A 24,204-nucleotide genomic window follows, 5' to 3' on the forward strand; every position below is an offset into this window, starting at 1 on the left:
GCGCCGCGCCCATCCCCGCAATGGCCGACGTCAGTGTTTTTCGGCTTGCAGCGCCGCCGCGATGACGGCGCGTTCGTCGCAGGCGGCGCCGTTCAGGAAGGCATTGAGCAGCACGGCCGATATCGACGCCAGCAAGATGCCGGATTCCAGCAGCGTATGCAGCGAGTGCGGCAGCCACTGTTTGAAGTCGGGCGCGATCAGCGGCACCATGCCGATGCCGATCGACACCGCCACGATCATGGCGTTGTGGCGATTGCCCTTGAAATCCACGCCTGAAAGAATGCGGATGCCGGTGGCAGCCACCATGCCGAACATGACGATGCCGGCGCCGCCCAGCACCACCGTGGGCAGGGACTCCACCAGCGCAGCCATCTTGGGCAACAGGCCCAGCACGATCAGGATCACGCCGCCGGCCACGCAGACATAGCGGCTTTTCACGCCGGTCACCGCAACCAGCCCGACGTTCTGCGAAAAGCTGGTGTACGGAAAGGTGTTGAACACGCCGCCGATCACGGTGCCCAGGCCATCGGTGCGCAAGCCACGGGCCAGGTCCTGCTGGCCGACCTTGCGGCCGGTCATCTCGCCCAGTGCCAGGAACATGCCGGTGGATTCGATCATCACCACCACCATGATGAGCGACATGCTGAGGATCAGCATCGGGTCGAACTGCGGCATGCCGAAATGAAATGGCAGCACCACGTCGACCCATTCGGCGCGGCCGACTTTCTCGAAGGTCATGATGCCGAGCGTCGAGGCCGCCACCGCGCCGATCACGATGCCCAGCAGCACCGAAATGTTGGCGACAAAGCCGCGCGCATACTTGACGATCAGCAGGATGGTCAGCAGCACCAGCGCGGCCACGGCCAGCCCGGCCGGATCGGCATAGCGCGGATTCAGCATCGACGGCATGATGGCGAAGCCTTGGGGCACGGGCGGCAACGGACTGCCGGGTGAGGTTGCCTGCGCCAGCCACTGTGCGTAGGCGGGATCGACGATGACCGGCGCGGTCGGGCCGGCCGGGTTGCCGAAGATCCAGTTGATGCCTACGCGCATCAAGGTGATGCCGATCAGCGTGATAATCGTGCCGGTGACCACGGGTGGAAAAAACCGCAGCATCTTGCTGATCAGCGGCGCGATCAGCATTGACACGATGCCCGCACCGATGATGGTGCCGAACAGGGTCTGCGCGCCCGCCGTGCCCGGATGGGTGTTGGCCATGGCCACCATGGGTGCCACCGACGCGAACGTTACGCCCATCATCACCGGCAGCTTGATGCCGAACCACTGCGTGGCGCCCAGCGCCTGGATCAGGGTGACAAGGCCACAGCAGAAGAGGTCGGCCGAAATCAGCATCGCCACTTCGGCGGGCGACAGGTTCAGGGCGCGGCCGACGATCAGCGGCACGGCCACGGCGCCGGCATACATCACCAGCACATGTTGCAGACCCAGTGCCGCGAGTTTGCCAGTGGGCAGACGCTGGTCGACGGGATGAACCTCGGGGGACACGCGGGATGCTGCCTGCATAGCCAAATCTCCTGGCGGAGTAGGGATGTCGGTCGGGGGAAATTCCTGTGGCGCTTATCTGTGTACTGAAAATGTATACAAAACAAATGGTGGGCTGAATAGAGGAAAACCCGGTGGAAACGTGGGCGCTGTGCTCAGGGGGGATGGCATGGCCCGTCGGGCCTGAAAAACGCAGCGGCGAGCTACACGTGCACCGGACGGGGGCAGGAAAATCGTGAGAATGGTGTCCTGAGCCGGCCAGCTTGCAGCTGGCCGGACAGATCGCTCGGTCAGATCTTTCCGGACAGACCGGGTCGACAGATCATTTAGGGCAGATCGACCCTTTCAGGCCGGCTGGAGCAGATCGGCCAGCGTGCGCGCGATGACCTTGGTGGCGCGGCGCAGGTCTTCGAGCACGACGCGTTCGTCGCTGCGCTTGGCGTGCGATTCAAGCACCGTGCGCGGGCCCGCGCCGTAGATCACGCCGGGAATGCCGGCTTCGGCATACAGCCGCACGTCGGTGTAGAGCGGCGTGCCCATGGCCGGGATCGGTTCGCCGAAGATGGCTTCGCCGTGCTTCTGGATCGCGCTGACGAGCGGCTGGTTGCCGGGCAGGGGGCGCATGGAATTGGCCAGCAGCAGGCGCTTGATCTCGACCTGGATGCCGGGCGCTTGCGCCGCGGCTTCCTGGATGATGCGGCGGATGTCGGCTTCGACGTCGGTGGCGTTTTCTTCGGGGATCATGCGGCGGTCGAGCTTGAAGCTGACCTTGCCCGGCACCACGTTGGTGTTGGTGCCGCCTTCGATGCGTCCGATATTCAGGTAGGGATGGCTGATGCCGGGCACCTGCGAGGTGACCTGCCGGTACAGCGTGTTCTGGGCGTACAGCGCATTCAGGATCTTGACCGCGCCCTGCAGCGCATCCACGCCGCTGGCCGGAATGGCGGCATGGGCCATCTTGCCGTGTACGGTCACTTCCATTTGCAGGCAACCGTTGTGCGCAGTGACGACTTCATAGCTGAAGCCGGCGGCGATCAGCAGGTCGGGTTGGGTCAGCCCCTGGCGCAGCAGCCAGCCGGGGCCGAGCAGGCCGCCGAATTCTTCGTCGTACGTGAAATGCAGTTCGACCGAGCCGTGCGTGGGCCGGGCAACGGCTTCCAGCGCTCGCACGGCGAAGGTGAAGCTGGCGAAGTCGCTTTTGCTCACCGCGGCGGCGCGGCCGTACAGGCTGCCGTTGTCGATCTCGGCGCCATAGGGATCGTGTTGCCAGCCGTCGCCGGGCGGTACCACGTCGCCGTGCGCATTGAGCGCCACGCGCAGGCCGGGGCCGTATTCACGCCGCACGATCAGGTTGGTGATGGATTGCAGGCCGTAGTCGCGGACTTCCTGGTCGGGCACGGCGTGCGCTTCGGCGTCGAAGCCGAAGTCTTGCAGCAGTTCGGCGGTGCGCACGGCGTGCGGCGCGTTGTTGCCGGGCGGCGTGTCGGTGGGCACGCGCACCAGGGATTGCAGGAAGCGGACTTCTTCGTCGAAGTGGGCGTCGACCCAGGCGTCAAGGCGGGCGTAGTCGGTCATGGGGTGTCTAGCGAGTGGAAATGTCGTGGGCAAGATCGTCCAGCAGGCCTTGCATGGCCTGCGCAGCCAGCTGCATGTCGTCTCGGGTGGTGGATTCGCGGGGGTTGTGGCTGATGCCGGCGTTCTGGCCACGCACGAACAGCATGGCTTGCGGCATGACCTCGTGCAGTTTCATGGCGTCGTGGCCGGCGCCGCTGGGCATGCGGTGCACGGGCACGCCCAGGGCGTCGACCGCGCGTTCCCAGCGTTGCTGCCAGTCGGGCGCGCTGGGGGCCGCCGAGGCGCGCATGGTTTCCTCGAGCGTGTAGCGTACGCCGCGCCGCTCGCACAGGGCCGCCAGTTCGGCCAGCACATCATTGACCAGGGCGTCGCGCTGCGGGTCGCTGGGCGCACGCAGGTCCAGGCTGAAGCGGCATTCGCCGGGCACCACGTTGATCGAGCCGCTGGGCACTTCCAGCATACCGATGGTGCCGACCGAGTCGCCGTCGCGGGCGGCGCGCTGTTCGAGATACAGCGCCAGTTCGGCGGTGGCCGCGGCCGCATCGCGCCGGCGGTTCATGGGGGTGGTACCGGCGTGGCAGGCCACGCCCAGCACCTGCACCTGATAGCGCACGCTGCCGTTGATGGACGTGACGATACCCAACGGCAGCCCCATTTCGTACAGCACCGGGCCTTGTTCGATATGGACTTCGATGAAGCCCAGGTAGCGGCTGGGATCGCGCCGCAACTTGGGGATGTCGTCGATGCACAGGCCGGCGTGCTGCATGGCCTCGCGCAGGGGGATGCCCTGTGCGTCTTTCTGGTCCAGCCATTGCGGCTTGAAATCGCCGATCAGGGCGCCGGAACCGAGGAAGGTGGCGCGATAGCGCTGGCCTTCCTCTTCGGCAAAGCCGATGACTTCAAGGTGATAGGGCAGGCGACGGCCTTGGCGGTGCAGTTCGCGCACGCAGGCCATCGGCACGAAGATGCCCAGCCGGCCATCGTATTTGCCGCCGTTGCGCACGGTGTCGTAGTGGCTGCCGGTCATCAGCGTGAGCGCGTCGGGCCGATCGGCGTGGTAGCGGCCCACCACGTTGCCGACGGCATCGATTTCGACTTCGTCGAAGCCGCAATCGCGCATCCAGTGCGAGATGCGCTGCGCGCAGGCGCGATGCGCGTCGGTCAGGTAGGTGACGGTGAGCTGGCCCTTTTCGGCGTAGCCTGGGTCGCTGTGGGCGGCCAGGCGTTCCTGCCAGTCCCAGATATCGTTGCCCAGCGTCAGGTCCTGGCCGAACTTGTCGGCCAGGCGCAATTGGGCGATGCGGTGGATGTTGCGCAGGGCTTCGTCGCGTTCGATGTCGGGCGGGTTTTCCAGCCGGCGCGCGAATTCATCGATGATCTGCGCGCGGGTGAGGCCGGTGCCGCGCGCACCGCGCACGGCCAGGATGAGCGGGAAGCCGAAACGGGCGTTGTAGTCGGCGTTCAGTTGCTGCAGGCGGTTGAATTCCTCGGGCGAGCACTGCGTCAGGCCCGCCTGGGTCTGTTCGTGGGCGGATTCTGCCGTGAGGTCCTGGCGCACCATGGCACGGCCAGCCAGTTCGGGGTGGGCGCGAATGAGCGCCAGGCGTGCATCCAGCGGGGCGGCGTCGACGGCACGCTGCAACTGGTCCTGCAGATGCGCGAGCGACCGGAACGGCCGGGCCTCGAGGGCTTGACGGGCGATCCAGGGCGAATGCTCGTACACGCCGTCGAGCATTGCGCAAGCCGCATCGGGCGCGGCGGCATTGAGTTGTTCCAGGGTAGAGGCCATGGTGGCGGGGCTCAACGGTTGGGGGTGTAAGGATGGGTGGCCTTCCAGTGCCGGGCGATATCCAGCCGCCGGCACACCCAGACGCGGTCGTGCCGGGCGATGTGGTCCAGGAAGCGCTGCAGTGCCGTGATGCGGCCCGGACGGCCGAGCAGACGGCAATGCATGCCGATGCTGAGCATCTTGGGCGCTTCGTCGCCTTCGGCATAAAGCGCGTCGAAGCTGTCTTTCAGGTACTGGAAGAAGGGGTCCGCATGCGAGTAGCCCTGCGGCAGCGCGAAGCGCATGTCGTTGCAATCCAGCGTGTAGGGCACGATCAGTTGCGGCGCGACAGTGCCGTCGGTCTTTTGCACCCGCATCCAGAAGGGCAGGTCGTCGCCGTAGTAGTCGCTGTCGTATTCGAAGCCGCCGTAGTCGGCCACCAGGCGGCGGGTGCGCGGGCTGTCGCGCCCGGTGTACCAGCCCAGCGCGCGCTGGCCGGTGAGCTGGGTGATGGCGTCCATGCCCAGCCGCATGTGTTCGCGTTCGGTGGCTTCGTCGACGTTCTGGTAGTGAATCCAGCGCCAGCCGTGGCAGGCGATTTCGTGGCCAAGTTCGACGAAGGCCGCGGTCAGTTCCGGATGGCGTTGCAGCGCCATGCCGACGCCGAAGACGGTCAGCGGCAACTGGCGCTTTTCGAATTCGCGCAGGATGCGCCAGACGCCGGCCCGCGAACCGTATTCATAGATGCCGTCCATGCTGATATGGCGGTCGGGATAGCTGGCCGGATTGAACATCTCGGACAGGAACTGTTCGGACCCGGCGTCGCCATGCAGGACGTGGTTTTCGCCGCCTTCTTCGTAGTTCAGCACGAATTGCACGGCGATGCGTGCGCGGTCGGGCCATTGCGCATGCGGCGGGTTGCGGCCGTAGCCGACCAGGTCACGGGGGTAGGGCAGCGTGGAATCGTAGAGGGCCATGGCGGGTGAGGCGTGAGGCCGGCAGGCGCCGGCGGCGGTTGATCTGGGTGGGCTGGGTTGGCTGGCCCTGCGGCCAGCGACCGTGTCGTTCATGATGGGCTAAACAATAGCTGGAAAGCAAGAACGTGTATACAATTTCTGTACATCATCCAGGATAACCATGAGACGGCCGGGCACCGCCCCGGCACCAGGAGACACCATGGGCTTGACCACGCACGTACTCGATACCATGCACGGCTGCCCGGCCGCCGGCATGTCGTTGGCGTTGTATGCCACGGACGGCGACACGGCCACGCCGATCAGCCGCCACACCTTGAATACCGACGGTCGTACGGCCGGCCCGCTGTTTTCCGATGGCGACCTGAAGGCCGGCACCTATCGCCTGGTGTTCGACGTGGCGGGCTACTTCAAGGCGCGGGGCGTGGCGCTGCCCGAACCCAACTTCCTGAACCGCGTCAGCCTGGACTTCGGCGTGGCCCGCACCGACCAGCACTATCACGTGCCGCTGCTCGTCAGCCCCTGGAGCTACTCCACCTATCGGGGTTCCTGATCCCCCTCATCAGGGTATTCCTGATGCGCGGCCACGCGGCAAAGCGTGGTTTCGCGTACAAAATATGCATACAATTCTTTAGATCTTGATCGCAGCGGTGCGGGGCCCGACGGCCTTGTGCGCGATCTGTCTTCTGCTTACAGCGCCCGCGGTGGTAGGCAGTGTGGCGGCGCCCATTCCCGGCCCGCCCGCTGCGAGGGGCATGAATGGAAAGCTACTACCTGGATTGGGTCAACCTGCTGCTGCGTTGGGCCCACATCATCACCGGCATCGCCTGGATCGGCACGTCGTTCTACTTCGTCATGCTGGACAACAGCCTGGAGAAACCGCGCGACCCGGAATCTCTTGAAAAAGGCGTGGGTGGCGAACAATGGGCGCTGCACGGCGGCGGCTTCTACAACATGCAGAAGTACGCGGTGCAGCCCAAGAAGCTGCCTGAACACCTGCACTGGTCGTTCCTGGAAAGCTACAGCACCTGGGTCACCGGCTTCCTGCTGTTCTCCATGTCCTATTTGTGGAATGCCAGCACGTACTTGATCGACCGCTCAAAGATGGATTGGGCGCCGTCGACCGCGGTGATCGTGGCGTTGGCCTTCTTCGTGGCATTTTGGTTTGTGTACGACGGCATCTGTCGTTTGTTCGGCCGCGGCAAGCACGGCGATCGCATCGTCGGCGTGCTGGTGGCCTTGTTCATCGTGCTGGCGTCGTGGCTGGCCTGCCAGTGGTTCGCCGGCCGCGCCGCCTTCCTGCTGGTGGGCGCCATGATGGCCACCACCATGAGCGCCAACGTGTGCTTCTGGATCATTCCAGGGCAGCGCCGCAACGTAGCCGCGATGCGCGCGGGCAAGCCGGTGGACCCGGCCAACGGCCAGCGCGGCAAGCAGCGCAGCGTGCACAACACCTATTTCACGCTGCCGGTGGTGTTCGCAATGATGAGCAACCACTACAGCTTCACGTACACGCATGCCTACAACTGGATCGTGCTGCTGCTCATCATGCTGGGCGGTGCGGCCATCCGGCAGTTCTTCGTGGTGCGCCATCGTTTCAAGCTGGGCAATGCGCGCAACCCGTGGCCTTATGCGCTGCTGGGCGTGGCGGTGCTGGGCCTGACCATCGTCTGGATGCAGCCGGCGCCGGTGGCCGCCGCCGTTGCCGTGCCCGCGCCAGCCGCGGTGTCGTATGCCGAGGTGCGCCAGGTGTTCGAACAGCGTTGCCTCCTGTGCCATGGCGAGCAGGTGCAGATGAAGGGCGTGCGGCTGGATTCCCCCCAGCAGGTCGCCACCCATGCGCAGGCGGTGTACCAGCAGGCGGTCGTGTCCAAGATCATGCCGATGGGCAATTCCACGGGCATGACCGAGGATGAACGCGCTTTGTTGGGGGCTTGGTTCAAGGCCGGCGCCAAGACGGAATAGGGTGCCTCGAGCCTTGCGGCTGCCCCAGGGGGGGGCAGTCGGCCGTTGAGGGGCGGCTGGCGGGATGCGTCTGACTGGCGATGACCAACGAAGGTCAGCGCAAATCCCCCGCTGGCCAACCCATCGCGCCGAAGCCGGCCGCGCAGAATCCTGCCTCAGCCGTTGCGGTACAGAAAGCTGTAGGCGTTGATCGCCGGCACCCCCCCTAGATGCGCGTACAGCACCCGGGAGCCCGCCGGGATTTCCCCGCGGCGCACGATGTCCATCATGCCCTGCATGGATTTCCCCTCGTACACCGGGTCGGTCATCATGCCCTCCAGGCGGGCGCACTGGCGGATGGCGTCGTTGGTTTCCGCCGACGGCAGGCCGTAGGCGGGGTAGGCGTAGCGGGTGTCCAGCACCACGTCGCTGTCGGTGATGGGGCGGTCCAGGCCGACGAGGTCGGCGGTGCGCCGTGCGATGCGCAGGATCTGGGCGCGGGTCTGGTCCGGCGTGGCCGAGGCGTCGATGCCGATCACCCGGTCGGCGCGGCCGTCGGCGGCAAAGCCCACCACCATGCCGGCCTGCGTGCTGCCGGTGACGGCGCAGACCACGATGTAGTCGAACTTGAAACCCAGTTCGGCCTCTTGCCGGCGCACTTCCTCGGCGAAACCTACGTACCCCAGCCCGCCCAGTTCATGGTCGGATGCGCCCGCGGGAATGGCATAGGGCTTGCCGCCGCGCTTTCGTACGTCTTCCAGGGCTTCTTCCCAGCTGCGCCGAAAGCCGATGTCAAAGCCCTGGTCCACCAGGCGCACGTCCGCGCCCATCAGCCGGCTCATCATGATGTTGCCGACCCGGTCGTAGACCGCGTCTGAATAGTCGACCCAGTTTTCCTGCACCAGCACGCAGGCCAGGCCGAGCTTGGCGGCCACGGCCGCCACCATGCGGGTGTGGTTGGACTGGATGCCGCCGATGGTGACCAGGGTGTCGCAGCCTTGTTCCAAGGCCTGCGGAATCAGGTATTCCAGCTTGCGCAGCTTGTTGCCGCCGAAGGCCAGGCCGCTATTGCAGTCTTCACGCTTGGCGTAGATCTCGACCTTGCCGCCCAGGTGGGCGGACAGGCGCTCGAGCTTTTCGATGGGGGTGTCGCCGAAGGTCAGGCGGTGGCGGGGAAAGCGTTGCAGATCCATGCGGGCTCCTGGATGTCGGGGTCCGGGCGAGACTTGCCGCGGATGGAAAATCATAGGAATCGCAGGGTTTTTCGGTCAATTGCGTATTTTTTTAAATTCGACGATTTAAATTTTCTTCATGGATTATTTTTGGATTTAATATTTATAAAAATAAATATCCGAAGAAATTAAATTTTCAGGGACGCATTGAATGACTGCCATCGCCGGGCTGGATCGCATCGATCGCCACATCCTGCGCCTGCTGCAGCAGGACGCACAGATCACCAACCTGGACTTGAGCGCGCGGGTGCATCTCAGCCCCGCCGCCTGCCTGAGGCGGGTCGAAAAGCTGAAGGCCGAAGGCATCATCAAGAAGACGGTCGCGTTGCTCGAGCCGGCCGAGGTCGAGATGGCCACGCTGGTCATCGTGGGTGTGGTGCTGGACCGTTCCACGCCCGACTCCTTCACCGACTTCGAAGCCGCCGCCCGCGGCATCAGCGGCTGCCTGGAATGCCACCTGGTGGCGGGGGAGTTCGACTACTTCCTGATGCTGCGCATCCGCGACCTGGAACGCTTCAACAAGCTGCACGCGGGCGAGATCATCAAGCTGCCCGGGGTGCGCCAGATCCGTACTTTTTTCGTGCTGAAAGAGATTCTGTCGACCACTGAACTGCCGGTCTGACGAGGCTTATGCGCAACACCCTGTGCGAGGGCACAAAAAAATGCCGCAATGCGGCAATTTTGGTTAGCGGAATTTGGTGGTGCGTAGACGGCGTTTTTGCAGGGGTTCGACGGACATTCCAACACTGCATGAAGCCATTCCACAGACGCTTTTGCGTCACGCAAACGCAAGAAGACGCCCTTAAACTCAAAGGGTTATACTTTCATTTATACGGCTATCAAGGCTTGTACGCGCCTTCTGCCCCTGCTATCCGCTCAACGGGAAGCCCGTGTCGCGGAAGGTTTTCCTGCATCGTGTCGAGTGAAGCACTCGTAAAGGTGAAGCGATATGTCTTCGGAAATAGAATCTCTATCCACGTCTTATCTCTTTGGGGGTAACGCCCCTTATGTTGAGGAGCTTTACGAAGCCTACCTCGACAATCCCGGTTCGGTACCTGACAACTGGCGCGAATACTTCGACCAGCTGCAACATGCTCCCGCTACCGACGGCCAGGAATCCACCCGCGACCAGGCCCACGCTCCCATCGTCGAATCGTTCGCCCAGCGCGCCAAGGCCAATGCCTTCGTGCAACGCGCCGCCGAACCCGACCTGAGCGTCGCCACCAAGCAAGTGTCGGTGCAATCGCTGATTGCCGCCTACCGCTCGCTGGGTTCGCGCTGGGCTGACCTGGATCCGCTCAAGCGCCAGGAACGTCCGCCGATCCCCGAACTCGATCCGGCCTTCTACGGCCTGACCGAAGCCGATCTGGACCAGACCTACTCGGCCACCAACACCTACTTCACGACCGCCAGCACGATGACGCTGCGCGACATCCTGAAGGCGCTGCGCGACACGTACTGCCGCAGCATCGGTGCTGAATTCACGCACATCTCCGACCCCGCCGCCAAGCGCTGGATCCAGGAACGCCTGGAAACCACCCTGGGCGCGCCCGCCTACTCGGTCGAAGAAAAGCGCCACATCCTGCAGCAGCTGACCGAGTCCGAAGGCCTCGAGCGCTTCCTGCACACCAAGTACGTCGGCCAGAAGCGCTTCTCGCTGGAAGGCGGCGAAAGCTTCATCGCCTCGATGGACGAAGTGGTGAATCATGCCGGTGAAAACGGCGTCCAGGAAATCGTGGTCGGCATGGCCCACCGCGGCCGCCTGAACCTGCTCGTGAACATCATGGGCAAGATGCCTGGCGACCTGTTCGCCGAGTTCGAAGGCAAGCACGCCGAAGGCCTGACCGACGGCGACGTGAAGTACCACAACGGCTTCTCGAGCGACCTGTCGACCCGTGGCGGTCCGGTGCACCTGTCGCTGGCGTTCAACCCGTCCCACCTGGAAATCGTCAACCCCGTGGTCGAAGGCAGCGCACGCGCCCGCCAAGAACGCCGCGGCGATGCCGAAGGCAAGCAAGTGCTGCCGGTGCTGGTGCACGGCGACGCGGCTTTTGCCGGCCAGGGCGTCGTGATGGAAACCCTGAATCTGGCCCAGACCCGCGGCTACGGCACGGGCGGCACGCTGCACATCGTCATCAACAACCAGATCGGTTTCACCACGTCCGACCCGCGTGACTCGCGTTCGACGCTGTATTGCACCGACGTGGTCAAGATGATCGAAGCGCCGGTGTTCCACGTCAACGGCGACGATCCCGAAGCCGTCGTGTTCGTCACCAAGCTGGCCCTGGACTACCGCCTGCAGTTCCGCCACGACATCGTCGTGGACATCGTCTGCTTCCGCAAGCTGGGCCACAACGAGCAAGACACCCCGTCGCTGACGCAGCCCCTGATGTACAAGCGCATCGGCCACCACCCGGGCACGCGCAAGCTGTACGCCGACAAGCTGACCACGCAAGGCGTGCTGGCCGAAGGCGAAGCCGACCAGCTGGTCAAGGACTACCGCCAGCTGATGGAAGACGGCCAGCGCACCATCGAACCGGTGCTGACCGATTACAAGAGCAAGTACGCGATCGACTGGTCGCCGTTCCTGGGCGCCAAGTGGACCGACCAGGCCGACACCGCCGTGCCGCTGGCTGAACTCAAGCGCATCGGCGAACGCATCACCACCGTGCCGGAAGGCTTCACGGTGCACCCGCTGGTCGCCAAGCTGCTGAACGACCGCCGCACCATGGCCAAGGGCGAAATGAACCTGGACTGGGGCATGGGCGAACACCTTGCCTTCGCGACCCTGGTGTCCTCGGGCTACGCCATCCGCATCACCGGCCAGGATTCGGGCCGCGGTACGTTCACGCACCGCCACGCCGTGCTGCACGACCAGAACCGCGAACGCTGGAACGACGGCACCTACATCCCGCTGCAGAACGTCTCGGAAGGCCAGGCGCCGTTCACCGTGATCGACTCCGTGCTGTCCGAAGAGGCGGTGCTGGGCTTCGAATACGGTTACTCCAGCGCTGAACCGAACACGCTGACCATCTGGGAAGGCCAGTTTGGCGACTTCGTCAACGGCGCCCAGGTCGTGATCGACCAGTTCATCAGCTCCGGCGAAGCCAAGTGGGGCCGCCAGTCGGGCCTGACCCTGATGCTGCCGCACGGCTACGAAGGCCAAGGCCCCGAGCACTCGTCGGGCCGTATCGAGCGCTTCCTGCAGCTGTGCGCCGACAACAACATGCAAGTGGTTCAGCCGACCTCGGCCTCGCAGATCTTCCACGTCCTGCGTCGCCAGATGATCCGCCCGTTCCGCAAGCCGCTGGTGCTGTTCACGCCGAAGTCGCTGCTGCGCAACAAGGACGCGGGTTCGCCCCTGACCGACCTGGCCGGCGGCAGCTTCCGCCCGGTCATCGGTGAGGTCGACGAGGCTATCGACGCCAGCAAGGTCAAGCGCGTGCTGGCTTGCTCGGGCAAGGTGTACTACGACCTGGTCAACGCCCGCCGCGAGCGTGGCGCCGACAACGTCGCCATCGTCCGCGTCGAGCAGCTCTACCCGTTCGCGCACAAGTCTTTCGAGACCGAACTGCGCAAGTACCCGAAGGCGACGGAAGTCATCTGGGTGCAGGACGAACCGCAGAACCAAGGTGCGTGGTTCTACGTGCAGCATCACGTGTACGAGAACATGGTCGAAGGCCAGAAGCTGGGCTACGCAGGTCGCGCCGCTTCGGCGTCGCCGGCCGTGGGCTACCTGGCCAAGCACCAGGAACAGCAGAAGGCCCTGATCGAAACGGCCTTCGCGCCCAAGTTCAAGGTCATGCTGACGAAGTAAACCCGCTGGATGCGCGTGCCGCGCGGCAAGTGTCTGAAACCCCGTTTCGAACCTTGCCGCGCCGCCCCCACAAGAACACACACTTTACGGAACAAACAAAATGGCTATCACCGACGTCGTCGTCCCCCAACTCTCCGAATCCGTCTCCGAAGCGACCCTGCTGACCTGGAAGAAGCAGCCCGGCGCTGCCGTCGAAGCGGACGAAATCCTGATCGAAGTCGAAACCGACAAGGTCGTGCTGGAAGTGCCGGCCCCCGCCTCGGGCGTGCTGGCTGAAATCGTCAAGGGCGACGGCAGCACCGTCACCTCGGGCGAAGTCCTGGCCCGCATCGACACCGCCGGCAAGGCCGCCGCCGCCGCGACCGCCCCCGCCGCCGAAGCGCCCAAGGCCGCGCAAGCCGCCGCTGCCCCGGCCGCTGCCGCCCCCGCCTCGACCGCCGCCGCTGGCGTGGCTTCGCCCGCCGCTGCCAAGATCCTCGCCGAAAAGGGCGTGGATGCCGCCAACGTCGCCGGCACCGGCCGTGACGGCCGCGTCACCAAGGGCGATGCCCTGAACGCCAGCGCCCCCGCCGCCAAGGCCGCGCCGGCCAAGGCCCCGGCTGCTCCCGCCCCGACCACGCTGTCGCTGGATGGCCGTCCGGAACAGCGCGTGCCGATGAGCCGCCTGCGCGCCCGCATCGCCGAGCGCCTGCTGCAATCGCAGCAAGAAAACGCGATCCTGACCACGTTCAACGAAGTGAACATGCAAGCGGTCATCGATCTGCGCAACAAGTACAAGGACAAGTTCGAGAAAGAGCACGGCATCAAGCTGGGCTTCATGTCGTTCTTCGTCAAGGCCGCCGTGGCCGCCCTGAAGAAGTTCCCGCTGATCAACGCCTCGATCGACGGCAAGGACATCATCTATCACGGCTACTTCGACATCGGTATCGCTGTCGGCAGCCCGCGTGGCCTGGTGGTGCCGATCCTGCGCAACGCCGACCAGCTGTCCATCGCTGAAATCGAAAAGACCATCGCCGACTTCGGCCGCCGCGCGGCCGACGGCAAGCTGGGCATTGAAGAAATGACCGGCGGCACCTTCTCGATCTCCAACGGTGGCGTGTTCGGTTCGATGCTGTCGACCCCGATCATCAACCCGCCGCAATCGGCCATCCTGGGCGTGCACGCCACCAAGGAACGCGCCGTGGTGGAAAACGGCCAGATCGTCATCCGCCCGATGAACTACCTGGCCCTGTCCTACGACCACCGCATCATCGACGGCCGCGAAGCCGTGCTGGGCCTGGTCGCCATGAAGGACGCCCTGGAAGATCCGCAGCGCCTATTGCTGGACCTGTAATCTCGGCGCCCCGCGCCCGGCGCCGCCGCGACCCTCGGTCCGCGGCGCCCGGCCGGCTCCGAGCCGGCTTGCGCGGGCCGGGGCGAGTTTCACACCTTCCTCATTCGCGAGAACACTATGTCCAAACAATTTGACGTCGTCGTCATCGGCGCGGGCCCCGGCGGCTACATCGCCGCCATTCGCGCCGCGCAGCTCGGCATGTCGGTGGCTTGCATCGACGCCTGGCAGAACGGCCAAGGCGGCCCGGCTCCCGGCGGCACCTGCACCAACGTCGGTTGCATCCCGTCCAAGGCGCTCCTGCAATCGTCCGAGCACTTCGAACAAGCCAACCACCACTTCGCCGAGCACGGCATCGAAGTCAAGGGCGTCAGCCTGAAGCTCGACACGCTGATCGGCCGCAAGAACTCGGTGGTCAAGCAGAACAACGACGGCATCCTGTACCTGTTCAAGAAGAACAAGGTCACCTTCTTCCACGGCAAGGGCGCGTTCAGCGGCCAGGTCGACGGCGGCTGGGCCATCAAGGTCACCGGCACCACCGAAGAAGACCTGGTTGCCAAGCACGTCGTGGTCGCCACGGGTTCGTCGGCGCGCGAGCTGCCCGGCCTGCCGTTCGACGAAAAGGTCGTGCTGTCCAACGACGGTGCACTGAACATCGGCGCCGTGCCCAAGACGCTGGGCGTGATCGGCGCGGGCGTGATCGGCCTTGAAATGGGCAGCGTGTGGCGCCGCCTGGGTTCCGAAGTCACCATCCTGGAAGCGATGCCGGAATTCCTGGCCGCTGCGGATGCGCAGGTGGCCAAGGAAGCCCTGAAGGCCTTCACCAAGCAAGGCCTGAACATCCAGATGGGCGTCAAGATCGGCGAGATCAAGGCGACCGCCAAGTCGGTGACCGTGCCCTACGTCGACGCCAAGGGCGCCGAGCAGAAGCTGGTCGTGGACAAGCTGATCGTCTCGATCGGCCGCGTGCCCTACACCGGCGGCCTGAACGCCGACGCGGTGGGCCTGAAGCTGGACGAACGCGGCTTCGTGGCCGTGGACGGCGACTGCAAGACCAACCTGCCCAACGTCTGGGCGGTGGGCGACGTGGTGCGCGGTCCGATGCTGGCGCACAAGGCCGAAGAAGAAGGCGTTGCCGTGGCCGAGCGTATCGCCGGCCAACATGGCCATGTCAACTTCGACACCGTGCCGTGGGTGATCTACACCTCGCCGGAAATCGCCTGGGTCGGCAAGACCGAACAGCAGCTCAAGGCCGAAGGCCGCGAGTACAAGGCCGGCAGCTTCCCGTTCCTGGCCAACGGCCGTGCCCGCGCCCTGGGTGACACCACCGGCTTTGCCAAGGTGATCGCCGACGCCAAGACCGACGAGGTCCTGGGCGTGCACATCGTGGGTCCGATGGCCTCGGAGCTGATCTCGGAAGCCGTGACCATCATGGAATTCCGCGGCGCCGCCGAAGACATCGCCCGCATCTGCCACGCGCACCCGACGCTGTCGGAAGCCGTGAAGGAAGCGGCGCTGGCCGTTGACAAGCGCGCCCTGAACTTCTGATCCTGCGCCGCGCTGTCGCATAGCCAAGGGGGCGGGTTCTCGGACCCGCCCTTTTTTTCATCCGCTTGATTTGCCCCTTCCATGAACGTCCGCGAATACTACGAACATGCCCTGGCCGAACGCGGCTACCAGCCCGACGCCGCCCAGAAAAAGGCGATCGACCGGCTGCAGCGCTATTACGACGAATGGGTCAAGTTCAAGGCGTTGCGCTCGAACGCGCTCAAGAAACTCTTGAACCGTCCCGACGTGCCGCGCGGCGTCTACCTGTGGGGTGGGGTGGGGCGGGGCAAGAGCTTCCTGATGGACGCCTTCTACGCCACCGTGCCGGTGGTGCGCAAGACGCGCCTGCATTTTCACGAGTTCATGCGCGGAGTGCACCGCGAGCTCGAAGAAGTGAAGGGCATGCAGGACCCGCTGGACGAAGTGGCCAAGCGCGTGGCCAAGCGCTACCGCCTGATCTGTTTTGATGAATTCCACGTGTCCGATGTGGCGGATGCGATGATCCTGCACCGCCTGCTGTTCAAGCTGTTCGAATACGGTACGTCGTTCGTGATGACGTCCAACTACGAGCCGTCCACGCTGTACCCGGACGGCCTGCACCGCGACCGCGTGATGCCCGCGATCGAGCTGATCCAGGCGCGCATGGACGTGATGAACGTGGACGCCGGCGTCGACTATCGCCGCCGGTCGCTCGAACAGGTCCAGTGCTACCACTCGCCGCTGGACGAGCGTGCGCAGGCGGCGCTGCAAGAGGCCTTCAATACCCTGGCCGATACGCCGCCGCAGGAGCCGCTGCTGCATATCGAGCACCGCGAGATTCGCGCGTTGGCGCTGGCCGGTTCGGTGGTGTGGTTCGACTTCGCCACGCTGTGCGGCGGCCCCCGTTCGCAGAACGACTACCTGGAACTGGCCAATCGGTTCCATGCGGTGATCCTGTCCGGCGTGCCGCGCATGGGCCCGCGCCAGGCGTCCGAGGCGCGCCGCTTCACCTGGCTGATCGACGTGTTCTACGACCACAAGGTCAAGCTGATCATGTCGGCCGAATGCGAACCCGAAGAGATCTATACCGAAGGCGCGCTGGCCAATGAATTCCACCGCACCGTGTCGCGCATTCTGGAAATGCAGTCGCGCGAATACCTGGAATCCGAACGTCGCCTGACGGTAACGTTGTAGTTATGCCGCACGCCTGCGCCGCGAGGGCAGGCGTGGCGCGATTTGCGTACTTAAAATTAGTAATGCAAGTCATTATCAATTAACATTTGAAGACTTCAGGTCCCCGCGCCGCAGTCTTCAAGTGCCTTCCACCTTCGTTTCTTCCCCGGCTTCCCACGCCGATGTTCCCGCCACGCATGTCGACGGCCTGTACCGGGACCATCGGCCATGGCTGTTCGGCTGGCTGCGCCGCAAGCTCGGCTGCGCGCATCGCGCCGAAGACCTGGCGCAAGACGTGTTTGTGCGGGTGATACAGGGGCGCAAGAGCGTGCGTGCGGATGACGCAAGGGCCTTGCTCACCACGATCGCCAAGGGCCTGGTGGTGGATCACCAGCGCCACGCCGCCCTGGAAAACGCCTATCTGACCTACCTGGCCGGCATGCCCGAGGCCTACGCGCCGTCGCCCGAGACCCAGGCCGAGCAGATGCAGGCGCTGATGCAGCTGGACCGCCTGCTGGACAGCCTGCCGCCCAAGGCGCGCTCGGCCTTCCTGTTGTCGCAGCTGGACGGCCTGACCTATCCCGAGATCGCGCATCGCCTGGGCGTGTCGCTCAGTTCGGTGCAGCAGTACATGGTGCGGGCGATGTCCGCCTGCTATGCGGCGTTCTATGACTAGCGCCGCGAACCGCGTAGTGGCTGCGCCGGCCGACCCGGTGGTGCGCCAGGCGATTGCCTGGTGGGCCCGGCTGCAGTCCGGCGTGGATATCGACGCCGATCGCGAGGCCTGCCATGCGTGGCTGGCGCAAGACCCCGCGCATCGCCAGGCCTGGGAACGGCTGGAGGCCATCGGCCGCGACGCTCGCCGCGTGCCGGCCGCGCTGGCGCATGCGGCGCTGGACGGCCCGGTATCGCCCGGCCGGCGCAACGCCCTGCGCGCCACGCTGTCGTTGGCCGGGGTGGGCGTGGCGGCCTGGGCCGGCTACCGCCACACGCCGTGGCAGCGCCTGGCGGCCGACCTGAGCACGGGCGTGGGCGAGCGCCGCTCGGTTGCGCTGGCCGATGGCCTGGCCGTCACCTTGAACAGCGACAGCGCGTTGCGCTTGCGCCTGGATGGCGGGGCCCGCGGCATTCATCTGCTGCGCGGCGAAATCCTGGTCAATGCACAGTCGCGCCCCGGCGCCGCGGCGCTGCGGGTGGATACGGGCTACGGCGTGCTGGTGGCCGAGAACGCGCGCTTTGACGTGCGCCGCACCGACGGCGGTGCGCGCCTGGGCGTGTACGAGGGCAGCGTGTCGCTGCTGCGGGACGGACAGGCCGCCCAGGCCGAGGCGGGCGAGCAGCTGCACTACCGCGACCACGGCAACGTGGTGCGGCATGCGTCCGACCCCGACCGGCTGGCCTGGGTCGACGGCCTGGTGGTAGCCAAGGATTGGCGGCTGGATTATTTCGCGCAGTACCTGGCGCGTCAGCGCGTGGGAATGATCCGGGTGGACCCGGCCGTGGCTGCACTGCGGCTGTCTGGCGTGTTTCCGCTGGACGACGCCGAGCGCGCACTGAAGGCGCTGGAGCCGGCCCTGCCCATCGTCGTGACCCGTCATACGCAGTACTGGCTGCAGGTCGGTCCGCGCGAGACCTGAACGTTACAACTTTTTTTCACGTCGTCCTGCAGGTTTTTGATTCCCGTACGGAAAGGCAGAGATAGAGACCTACGTACAGGGAGTTTTCGTGTCCGCTTCATTCTGCCCGCGCCTGGGCGCTACCTTGACCGCCGGCCGCCTGGCCGTGCTTGCCGCCACCTGCGCCGGCGCCTGGCTGGCCGCTGCGCCCGCCGCCTGGGCCCAGTCGGCCCCCGCCGAGGCGCAAGCGCCCCGTTCCTACAAGATCGCCGCCGGTCCGCTGGCCGATGCGCTGACCCAGTTTGCACGCAGCGCGGGCGTGGTGCTGTCGTTCGACCCGGCCCAGGTGCGCGGCCTGCGCTCGGACGGGCTGGACGGCGCCTATTCGGTGGGCGCCGGTTTTGCCCGCATCCTGTCGGGCAGCGGCCTGCAGGCGCGTGGCCAGGCGGGCAATACCTGGACGCTGGTGCCGGCGCCGTCCGCGCCTGCGGGCGGAACGCACACCCTGGCGCCCGTGACGGTGTCGGGCAATTCGATCAGTGCATTGGCCCCCACCGTGGGTTATGTGGCCGCCGCCAGCGTCAGCGCCACCAAGACCGATACCCCGTTGATCGAGACGCCGCAGTCGGTGTCGGTGATCACCCGCGAGCAGATCTCGGAGCAGGGCGCGCAGACGCTGAACCAGGTGCTGCGCTACACCCCGGGCGTGGCCACGGAATCGCGCGGCGCCACCGCCACGCGCCTGGACCAGTTCAATGTGCGCGGCTTCTCGGCCTCAACCTACCTGGACGGCCTGCGGGTGTTCGGCGGCCGCGATGCGTTGCCGCAGGTCGATGCCTACCGCCTGGAACGCGTGGATGTGCTGAAGGGCCCCGCCTCGGTGATGTACGGCCAGGGCGGCCCCGGCGGCGTGGTGAACCAGGTCAGCAAGCGGCCGCTGGAAGAAGCGCAGCGCGAGGTCGAGCTGCAGGTCGGCAACTATGACTACCGGCGCGCCAACGTCGATTTCGGCGGTCCGCTGGATGAGGAAGGCAAGTACCTGTATCGCCTGGTGGGGTCGGGCTACATGTCCGACGGCCAGGTCAAGGACACCAAGGAGCGCCGCTATTTCGTGTCGCCGGCCTTCACCTGGAAGCCCAGCGGCGATACCTCGCTGACCGTGCTGACGAACTTCCAGCGCGATCCCGACATGGGTTCCTATGGCAGCGTGTCGCCGATGCGCACGCTGTTCTCGGCACCCGACGGCAAGCGCCTGGGGCCGGATTACTACGACGGCGACGCCAACTTCGAAAAGAGCGACCGCAAGAGCTATTCGCTCGGCTACGTGCTGGATCACCGTTTCAACGACACGTTCAAGGCCTCGCAGAGCCTGCGCTGGACCCGTTCCGAGGCGCAGTACCGCAGCATCTACGGCGCGTCCACCGCCAACTACGGCTACACCGACAAGCGCTACCTGTACCAGCAGCGCGCCTCGATCGCGACCGACGTGGAGGTCGGCGCGCTGACCATCGACAACAACCTGCAGGCGCGCTTTGACACGGGCAAGTTCGGCCACACCGTGCTGCTGGGCTTTGACTACCAGCACGTCAAGACCGACACCTTGTCGGGCTTTGGCACCGCGCCCGCGCTGGAGGTGTTGAACCCGAACAACCACCAGAACATCCCGGTGCCGGCGTTCTCGACCGACGCGACCACCAAGCAATACCAGACCGGCCTGTACTTCCAGGACCAGATCAAGATCGACCGCCTCTCGGTGCTGCTGGGTGGGCGCTACGACTGGTCGCGCAACGTCGGCGAGACTACCACCATCGCCACCGGCCGGGTCGCGCCGTCGTCGCTGAGCGCCGAGGCGTTCACCGGCCGCTTCGGGGTGATCTACAACTTCGACAACGGCGTGGCGCCGTACTTCAGCTATTCCGAATCGTTCGAGCCGCAGTCGGGCACGGGCTGGAACAACGCGCCCTTCAAGCCGATCGAGGGCAACCAGTACGAGGTCGGCATCAAGTACCAGCCGCCGGGCAGCGCCACGATGCTGTCAGTGGCGGCGTTCGACATCCGCCGCGAGAACATGACCACCACCGATCCGGACCCGACGCACCTGTGCGGCACGTCCAACGCCCGCTGCCAGGTGCAGGCGGGCGAGCTGCGCACGCAGGGTATCGAACTGGAAGCCAAGACCGAGCCGATGCGCGGCCTGACGCTGCTGGCGGGCTACTCGCTGCTGGACAACGCCTATTCCAAGGCCAACCCCAACCTGACCGGTTTCAACCTGAAGGGCAAGTCGCCGGTGGGCGTGCCGTCGCAGCAGGCTTCGGCGTGGGCCCGCTACCAGTTGCAGGGCGGTCCGCTGGCCGGCCTGGGCGTGGGCGGCGGCGTGCGCTACATCGGCTCGTCGTATGTGGATGATGCCAACACCATCAAGGTGCCGTCGGTCACGCTGTTCGACCTGATGCTGGACTACGACCTGGGCCGCATGTCGCCGTCGCTCAAGGGCATGCAGGTGGCGCTGAACGTGCAGAACCTGTTCGACAAGGAATACATCGCTTCGTGCTCGGGCGATTCCTGGTGCTGGTACGGGTACCAGCGTTCGATCAAGGCCAGCCTGCGTTATCGCTGGTAAGCCTGGCCCCAGGGCCCGCGCATGGCCGCGGGCGTCTGGGGCAGGTACTGTTTCGTAGTGAGAATGGTTATAATTCAGACCCTGCCGACACGCAATCCGCCGCGGGGCGGGCCCAGATCGGCGCAGACAACAGGAAAATCGACAATGAAATTCGCAAGGACTTTGGCAGCCATCGCGCTGCTGGGCAGCGCCGGCGCGGCGCAGGCGCACTTCGTCTGGCTGGAACGGGCCGATCAGGGCCCGGCGAAAGCCTACTTCGGCGAATGGGCGGACGACCTGCGCGAAAAGCGCGACGGCCTGCTGGGCAAGGTCCTGGTGGCGCCGGTGGTGACCGGCGCCGATGGCAAGGCGCTGAAGGCGTCGGCCGAAGGCGCGGATTTCGTCGAGTTTCCCGCCAGCGGCAAGGGCGATGTGCGCCTGTCGCAGCCGATCCAGTTCAAGGAAACGCTGATGCAATACGGCGCCAAGGCCGGCCGCAGCGACACCGAGGGCAAGCTGGACCTGGAACTGGTGCCGGCCGCCGCGGGCAGCAATACGTTCGTGCTGCACTTCAAGGGCAAGCCGCTGGCCAAGACCGAAGTCACCGTTTTCGGGCCGCCCAAGTGGGAAAAGCGTTTTCACAGCGACGAAAACGGCCGCATCGAGATCACCACGCCGTGGCCGGGTCAGTACGTGCTGGAAGCCGCGCACGTCGTCGAAGAAGCCGGCCAGACCGACGGCAAGGCCTATACCAAGATCCGCTACGTTTCCACCCTGACCTTCAACGTGACCAAGTGAAAGCTCCCGCAGCCGGCGCAGGCATGATGCGCTACCGTTTTGCCGTGGCCTCCCGGGCGGTGGCCGCCATTCTTGGCGGCTACGGCCTGGCCTCGGCGGCTGCGGCCTGCCTGGCTGTGTGGCTGCCCCTGCAACGCGCCGAGGCCGTCGTCACGGCGCAGATGGTGTCCTTCGTGGTCTACACCTGTGGCGTCATCTGGGTATTTGCCACCCGCAACGCCTGGCGCGCCTGGGCGGGCATCGTGATGCCGGCGGCAGTGTTCGGCGGCCTGTTCCTGGCCCACGGGCTGGTGGGGGCGGCATGAAACCGAATACCGGAAAAGCGCAAGGTGAAGAAGGCCTGCGCCAATCCATGTCGTGGTTGCACACCTGGTCGGGGTTGATCTTCGGTTGGGTGCTGTTCGCGATGTTCCTGACCGGCACGCTGGCGTTCTTCCGTCCCGAGATCACCCGCTGGATGCAGCCGGAGATCCAGGTACAGAAGGCCCCCGTGCTGGAATCCGTGACGCTGGCGCAGCGCTACCTGACCGAACACGCGCCCGACGCCAAGCGCTGGTTCATCACCCCGCCGTCGGATCGCGAGCCCGTGATCTCGATGCTGTACCAGGTGCCCAAGCCCAAGCCTGGCGAACGTGGCTTCGTGCGCGTCAAGCTCGACCCGCACAGCGGCCAGGCGCTTGAAGCGCGCGAGACCCGCGGCGGCGACTTTTTCTACCGTTTCCACTTCGAGCTGGAAACCGCATTCCCGTGGGGGCGCTGGCTGGCCAGTATCGCCGGCATGTTCATGCTGGTGGCCATCATCAGCGGCATCATCACCCACAAGAAAATCTTCGCTGACTTCTTTACCTTCCGGCCGAAGAAGGGCGGGCAACGCGCCTGGATGGATGGCCACAATGCGCTGTCGGTGCTGGGGTTGCCGTTTCACCTGATGATCACCTTCAGCGGGCTGGTGCTGTTCATGACCATGCTGATGCCCGCCGGGATTCTGGCGGTGTATGAAAACCCGCGCCAGTACACCGACGACGTGTTCGCGTCGTTCAAGGTCACGCCGCCGCGCAATGAGCCGGCGCCGCTGGTCGATATCGCCCCGCTGGTGGACCAGGCGCAACAGCGCTGGCATGGCCGCGTGGGCCGCGTCACGGTCAACAATCCCGGCGACGCGGGCGCCACCGTTACCGTGACCCGCGATGCGGCCGATGGCGTGTCCTATGGCCGGCTATCGCCCTACCTGCGTTTCGACGGGGTGAGCGGCGCGGTGCAGGAAGGGCAGGATGAACTCAGTCCCACCGTGCGCACGGCCGGCGTGATCGTCGGCCTGCACCTGGGCCTGTTTGCCGAACCGCTGCTGCGCTGGTTGTATTTCCTGGTCAGCCTGGCGGGCACCGCCATGGTCGGCAGCGGCCTGGTGTTGTGGATTTCGAAGCGGCGCCAGAAGGCGCGTTCCGGCGCGCGTGAAGCCTTTTCGCTGCGGCTGGTGGACGGCCTGAATGCCGGCACCATCGCCGGCCTGTTCATTGCGGTGGCGGCGTTCTTCTGGGCCAATCGCCTGGTGCCCGCCGACCTGCCGGGTCGCCAGCTCTGGGAAACGCGTGCCTTCTTCGCCGCCTGGGGCCTGTCGCTGGTGTATGCGTTCGTGTTCCAGAAGCGCAAGTGGCAAGACCTGCTGTCCGCGGCCGCCGCGTCGCTGGCGCTGGTGCCGGTGGTCAACGCGCTCACCACGTCGCGCCACCTGGGCGTGTCGCTGCCGGCGGGCGACTGGGTCATGGCGGGGTTCGACCTGACCTGCCTGGCCGGGGCGCTGCTGCTGGCCTGGATGGCGCGCAAGGCCGCCCGGGCCCGCAAGGCGCCGTCCAAGACGGCCGCCAAGGCCTCGGCCAGGACTGCCGGCCAGGCGCATCCCACTTCCGAAGCTGCCTATGAATCGAGGTGATACGCCATGACGCTCGCCGCCTTCTGCCTGGCCTACGCAGGGTTCTCCGCCCTGTGCCTGGGCATGGACCGTCATTACGAAGACCTGTTCGACCGTGCCTTGCCGCGACGCCACCGGCTGCCGCTGCGGGCCTTTGGCTGGAGCGCGCTGGCCTTGTCGCTGTGCGCCTCGGCCGCGGTCTGGGGCTGGAGCTACGGCACGGTGGAATGGATCGGCATTCTCAGCATCGCGGGCCTGTTGCTGATCTGGTTCCTGACCTTCCGCCCGCGTGCTGCCCTGACGGCGGGCGGCCTGTGCGCCCTGGCTGCGCCGGTGCTGGCCGTCCTGTAGGCATCGGGACGGCGTCGCGCGGCCGGGCACGGGCCTTGGCCGGGCAGGGCGCGTGCGCGGCACGTTACACTGGGCTTTTCTCCACGCA

19 protein-coding genes are annotated in these 24,204 nt (G+C 65.6%); 14 read left to right on the forward strand and 5 right to left on the reverse strand.

Translation table 11 applies throughout. From position 1 onward, the window contains the following. Positions 1 to 30: 30 nt before the first annotated feature. The 4 genes from AC3WMR_RS02665 to puuE all read right to left on the reverse strand — a co-directional run bounded on the left by AC3WMR_RS02665 (position 31) and on the right by puuE (position 5,823). The gene (locus AC3WMR_RS02665; RefSeq protein ID WP_492262545.1) at positions 31 to 1,524 is read right to left on the reverse strand and encodes a nucleobase:cation symporter-2 family protein; all 1,494 of its coding nucleotides are present in this window, start codon (positions 1,522 to 1,524) and stop codon (positions 31 to 33) included. 324 nt (positions 1,525 to 1,848) lie between these two features. Further along, a complete protein-coding gene (locus tag AC3WMR_RS02670; RefSeq protein WP_492262546.1) occupies positions 1,849 to 3,078 on the reverse strand; it encodes a M20 family metallopeptidase in 1,230 nt (409 codons plus the stop codon). 7 nt (positions 3,079 to 3,085) lie between these two features. Next, positions 3,086 to 4,867: a 2-oxo-4-hydroxy-4-carboxy-5-ureidoimidazoline decarboxylase gene (gene uraD, locus AC3WMR_RS02675; RefSeq protein ID WP_492262547.1), complete on the reverse strand. Its 1,782-nt coding sequence runs from the start codon at positions 4,865 to 4,867 to the stop codon at positions 3,086 to 3,088. 11 nt (positions 4,868 to 4,878) lie between these two features. After that, positions 4,879 to 5,823 (reverse strand): allantoinase PuuE, encoded by a 945-nt coding sequence (gene puuE, locus AC3WMR_RS02680; RefSeq protein ID WP_492262548.1) that lies wholly within the window; start codon positions 5,821 to 5,823, stop codon positions 4,879 to 4,881. 199 nt (positions 5,824 to 6,022) lie between these two features. Between puuE and uraH the strand changes: the two genes are divergently transcribed. Both uraH and AC3WMR_RS02690 read left to right on the forward strand, forming a co-directional pair. Continuing rightward, positions 6,023 to 6,373: a hydroxyisourate hydrolase gene (gene uraH, locus AC3WMR_RS02685; RefSeq protein WP_492262549.1), complete on the forward strand. Its 351-nt coding sequence runs from the start codon at positions 6,023 to 6,025 to the stop codon at positions 6,371 to 6,373. 206 nt (positions 6,374 to 6,579) lie between these two features. Continuing rightward, complete coding sequence (locus AC3WMR_RS02690; protein ID WP_492262550.1) at positions 6,580 to 7,785, forward strand: urate hydroxylase PuuD; 1,206 nt, start codon at positions 6,580 to 6,582, stop codon at positions 7,783 to 7,785. 155 nt (positions 7,786 to 7,940) lie between these two features. On the opposite strand, the gene AC3WMR_RS02695 is transcribed toward AC3WMR_RS02690, so the two are convergent. Beyond that, a complete protein-coding gene (locus AC3WMR_RS02695; protein WP_492262551.1) occupies positions 7,941 to 8,957 on the reverse strand; it encodes a 1-aminocyclopropane-1-carboxylate deaminase in 1,017 nt (338 codons plus the stop codon). A gap of 190 nt (positions 8,958 to 9,147) precedes the next feature. Between AC3WMR_RS02695 and AC3WMR_RS02700 the strand changes: the two genes are divergently transcribed. The 12 genes from AC3WMR_RS02700 (at position 9,148) to AC3WMR_RS02755 (ending at position 24,116) form a co-directional block, all read left to right on the forward strand. Further along, entirely contained in the window at positions 9,148 to 9,618 is a 471-nt protein-coding gene (locus AC3WMR_RS02700) for an Lrp/AsnC family transcriptional regulator (RefSeq protein ID WP_492262552.1), read from the forward strand. A gap of 327 nt (positions 9,619 to 9,945) precedes the next feature. Beyond that, a complete protein-coding gene (locus AC3WMR_RS02705; RefSeq protein WP_175191095.1) occupies positions 9,946 to 12,813 on the forward strand; it encodes a 2-oxoglutarate dehydrogenase E1 component in 2,868 nt (955 codons plus the stop codon). 100 nt (positions 12,814 to 12,913) lie between these two features. Further along, positions 12,914 to 14,146 carry a 2-oxoglutarate dehydrogenase complex dihydrolipoyllysine-residue succinyltransferase gene (gene odhB / locus AC3WMR_RS02710; RefSeq protein WP_175216324.1) on the forward strand — a complete coding sequence of 411 codons (1,233 nt, stop codon included), beginning with the start codon at positions 12,914 to 12,916 and terminating at the stop codon, positions 14,144 to 14,146. A 117-nt stretch (positions 14,147 to 14,263) separates the two neighbouring features. After that, complete coding sequence (gene lpdA / locus AC3WMR_RS02715) at positions 14,264 to 15,691, forward strand: dihydrolipoyl dehydrogenase (protein WP_175195853.1); 1,428 nt, start codon at positions 14,264 to 14,266, stop codon at positions 15,689 to 15,691. 81 nt (positions 15,692 to 15,772) lie between these two features. Next, entirely contained in the window at positions 15,773 to 16,864 is a 1,092-nt protein-coding gene (zapE, locus tag AC3WMR_RS02720; RefSeq protein ID WP_492262553.1) for a cell division protein ZapE, read from the forward strand. A 121-nt stretch (positions 16,865 to 16,985) separates the two neighbouring features. Further along, a complete protein-coding gene (locus AC3WMR_RS02725) occupies positions 16,986 to 17,519 on the forward strand; it encodes a sigma-70 family RNA polymerase sigma factor (RefSeq protein WP_492262554.1) in 534 nt (177 codons plus the stop codon). Beyond that, positions 17,512 to 18,480, forward strand: a complete 969-nt coding sequence (locus tag AC3WMR_RS02730) for a FecR domain-containing protein (protein ID WP_492262555.1) — start codon at positions 17,512 to 17,514, stop codon at positions 18,478 to 18,480. The genes AC3WMR_RS02725 and AC3WMR_RS02730 overlap by 8 nt, the downstream gene beginning before the upstream one ends. Positions 18,481 to 18,568: 88 nt before the next feature. After that, positions 18,569 to 21,079 carry a TonB-dependent siderophore receptor gene (locus AC3WMR_RS02735; protein WP_492262556.1) on the forward strand — a complete coding sequence of 837 codons (2,511 nt, stop codon included), beginning with the start codon at positions 18,569 to 18,571 and terminating at the stop codon, positions 21,077 to 21,079. 144 nt (positions 21,080 to 21,223) lie between these two features. Next, on the forward strand, positions 21,224 to 21,856 hold the full coding sequence (locus AC3WMR_RS02740) for a DUF4198 domain-containing protein (RefSeq protein WP_175195860.1): 633 nt from the start codon (positions 21,224 to 21,226) through the stop codon (positions 21,854 to 21,856). A gap of 23 nt (positions 21,857 to 21,879) precedes the next feature. Beyond that, positions 21,880 to 22,161 (forward strand): DUF3649 domain-containing protein, encoded by a 282-nt coding sequence (locus tag AC3WMR_RS02745; RefSeq protein WP_492262862.1) that lies wholly within the window; start codon positions 21,880 to 21,882, stop codon positions 22,159 to 22,161. Continuing rightward, positions 22,158 to 23,786, forward strand: coding sequence for a PepSY-associated TM helix domain-containing protein (locus AC3WMR_RS02750; protein WP_492262557.1), 1,629 nt, complete (start codon positions 22,158 to 22,160; stop codon positions 23,784 to 23,786). The genes AC3WMR_RS02745 and AC3WMR_RS02750 overlap by 4 nt, the downstream gene beginning before the upstream one ends. Positions 23,787 to 23,792: 6 nt before the next feature. Next, positions 23,793 to 24,116 carry a DUF3325 domain-containing protein gene (locus AC3WMR_RS02755; protein WP_492262558.1) on the forward strand — a complete coding sequence of 108 codons (324 nt, stop codon included), beginning with the start codon at positions 23,793 to 23,795 and terminating at the stop codon, positions 24,114 to 24,116. The last annotated feature ends 88 nt before the right edge of the window (positions 24,117 to 24,204 follow it).

Source organism: Achromobacter sp. FW305-C-28 (assembly GCF_058783235.1).

Excerpts from the sequence above, each read along its gene's own strand:
- AC3WMR_RS02665 (WP_492262545.1), bottom strand. The coding sequence starts at position 1,524 with ATGCAGGCAGCATCCCGCGTGTCCCCCGAGGTTCATCCCGTCGACCAG.
- AC3WMR_RS02670 (WP_492262546.1), bottom strand. The coding sequence starts at position 3,078 with ATGACCGACTACGCCCGCCTTGACGCCTGGGTCGACGCCCACTTCGAC.
- uraD (WP_492262547.1), bottom strand. The coding sequence starts at position 4,867 with ATGGCCTCTACCCTGGAACAACTCAATGCCGCCGCGCCCGATGCGGCT.
- puuE (WP_492262548.1), bottom strand. The coding sequence starts at position 5,823 with ATGGCCCTCTACGATTCCACGCTGCCCTACCCCCGTGACCTGGTCGGC.
- uraH (WP_492262549.1), top strand. The coding sequence starts at position 6,023 with ATGGGCTTGACCACGCACGTACTCGATACCATGCACGGCTGCCCGGCC.
- AC3WMR_RS02690 (WP_492262550.1), top strand. The coding sequence starts at position 6,580 with ATGGAAAGCTACTACCTGGATTGGGTCAACCTGCTGCTGCGTTGGGCC.
- AC3WMR_RS02695 (WP_492262551.1), bottom strand. The coding sequence starts at position 8,957 with ATGGATCTGCAACGCTTTCCCCGCCACCGCCTGACCTTCGGCGACACC.
- AC3WMR_RS02700 (WP_492262552.1), top strand. The coding sequence starts at position 9,148 with ATGACTGCCATCGCCGGGCTGGATCGCATCGATCGCCACATCCTGCGC.
- AC3WMR_RS02705 (WP_175191095.1), top strand. The coding sequence starts at position 9,946 with ATGTCTTCGGAAATAGAATCTCTATCCACGTCTTATCTCTTTGGGGGT.
- odhB (WP_175216324.1), top strand. The coding sequence starts at position 12,914 with ATGGCTATCACCGACGTCGTCGTCCCCCAACTCTCCGAATCCGTCTCC.
- lpdA (WP_175195853.1), top strand. The coding sequence starts at position 14,264 with ATGTCCAAACAATTTGACGTCGTCGTCATCGGCGCGGGCCCCGGCGGC.
- zapE (WP_492262553.1), top strand. The coding sequence starts at position 15,773 with ATGAACGTCCGCGAATACTACGAACATGCCCTGGCCGAACGCGGCTAC.
- AC3WMR_RS02730 (WP_492262555.1), top strand. The coding sequence starts at position 17,512 with ATGACTAGCGCCGCGAACCGCGTAGTGGCTGCGCCGGCCGACCCGGTG.
- AC3WMR_RS02740 (WP_175195860.1), top strand. The coding sequence starts at position 21,224 with ATGAAATTCGCAAGGACTTTGGCAGCCATCGCGCTGCTGGGCAGCGCC.
- AC3WMR_RS02745 (WP_492262862.1), top strand. The coding sequence starts at position 21,880 with ATGATGCGCTACCGTTTTGCCGTGGCCTCCCGGGCGGTGGCCGCCATT.
- AC3WMR_RS02750 (WP_492262557.1), top strand. The coding sequence starts at position 22,158 with ATGAAACCGAATACCGGAAAAGCGCAAGGTGAAGAAGGCCTGCGCCAA.
- AC3WMR_RS02755 (WP_492262558.1), top strand. The coding sequence starts at position 23,793 with ATGACGCTCGCCGCCTTCTGCCTGGCCTACGCAGGGTTCTCCGCCCTG.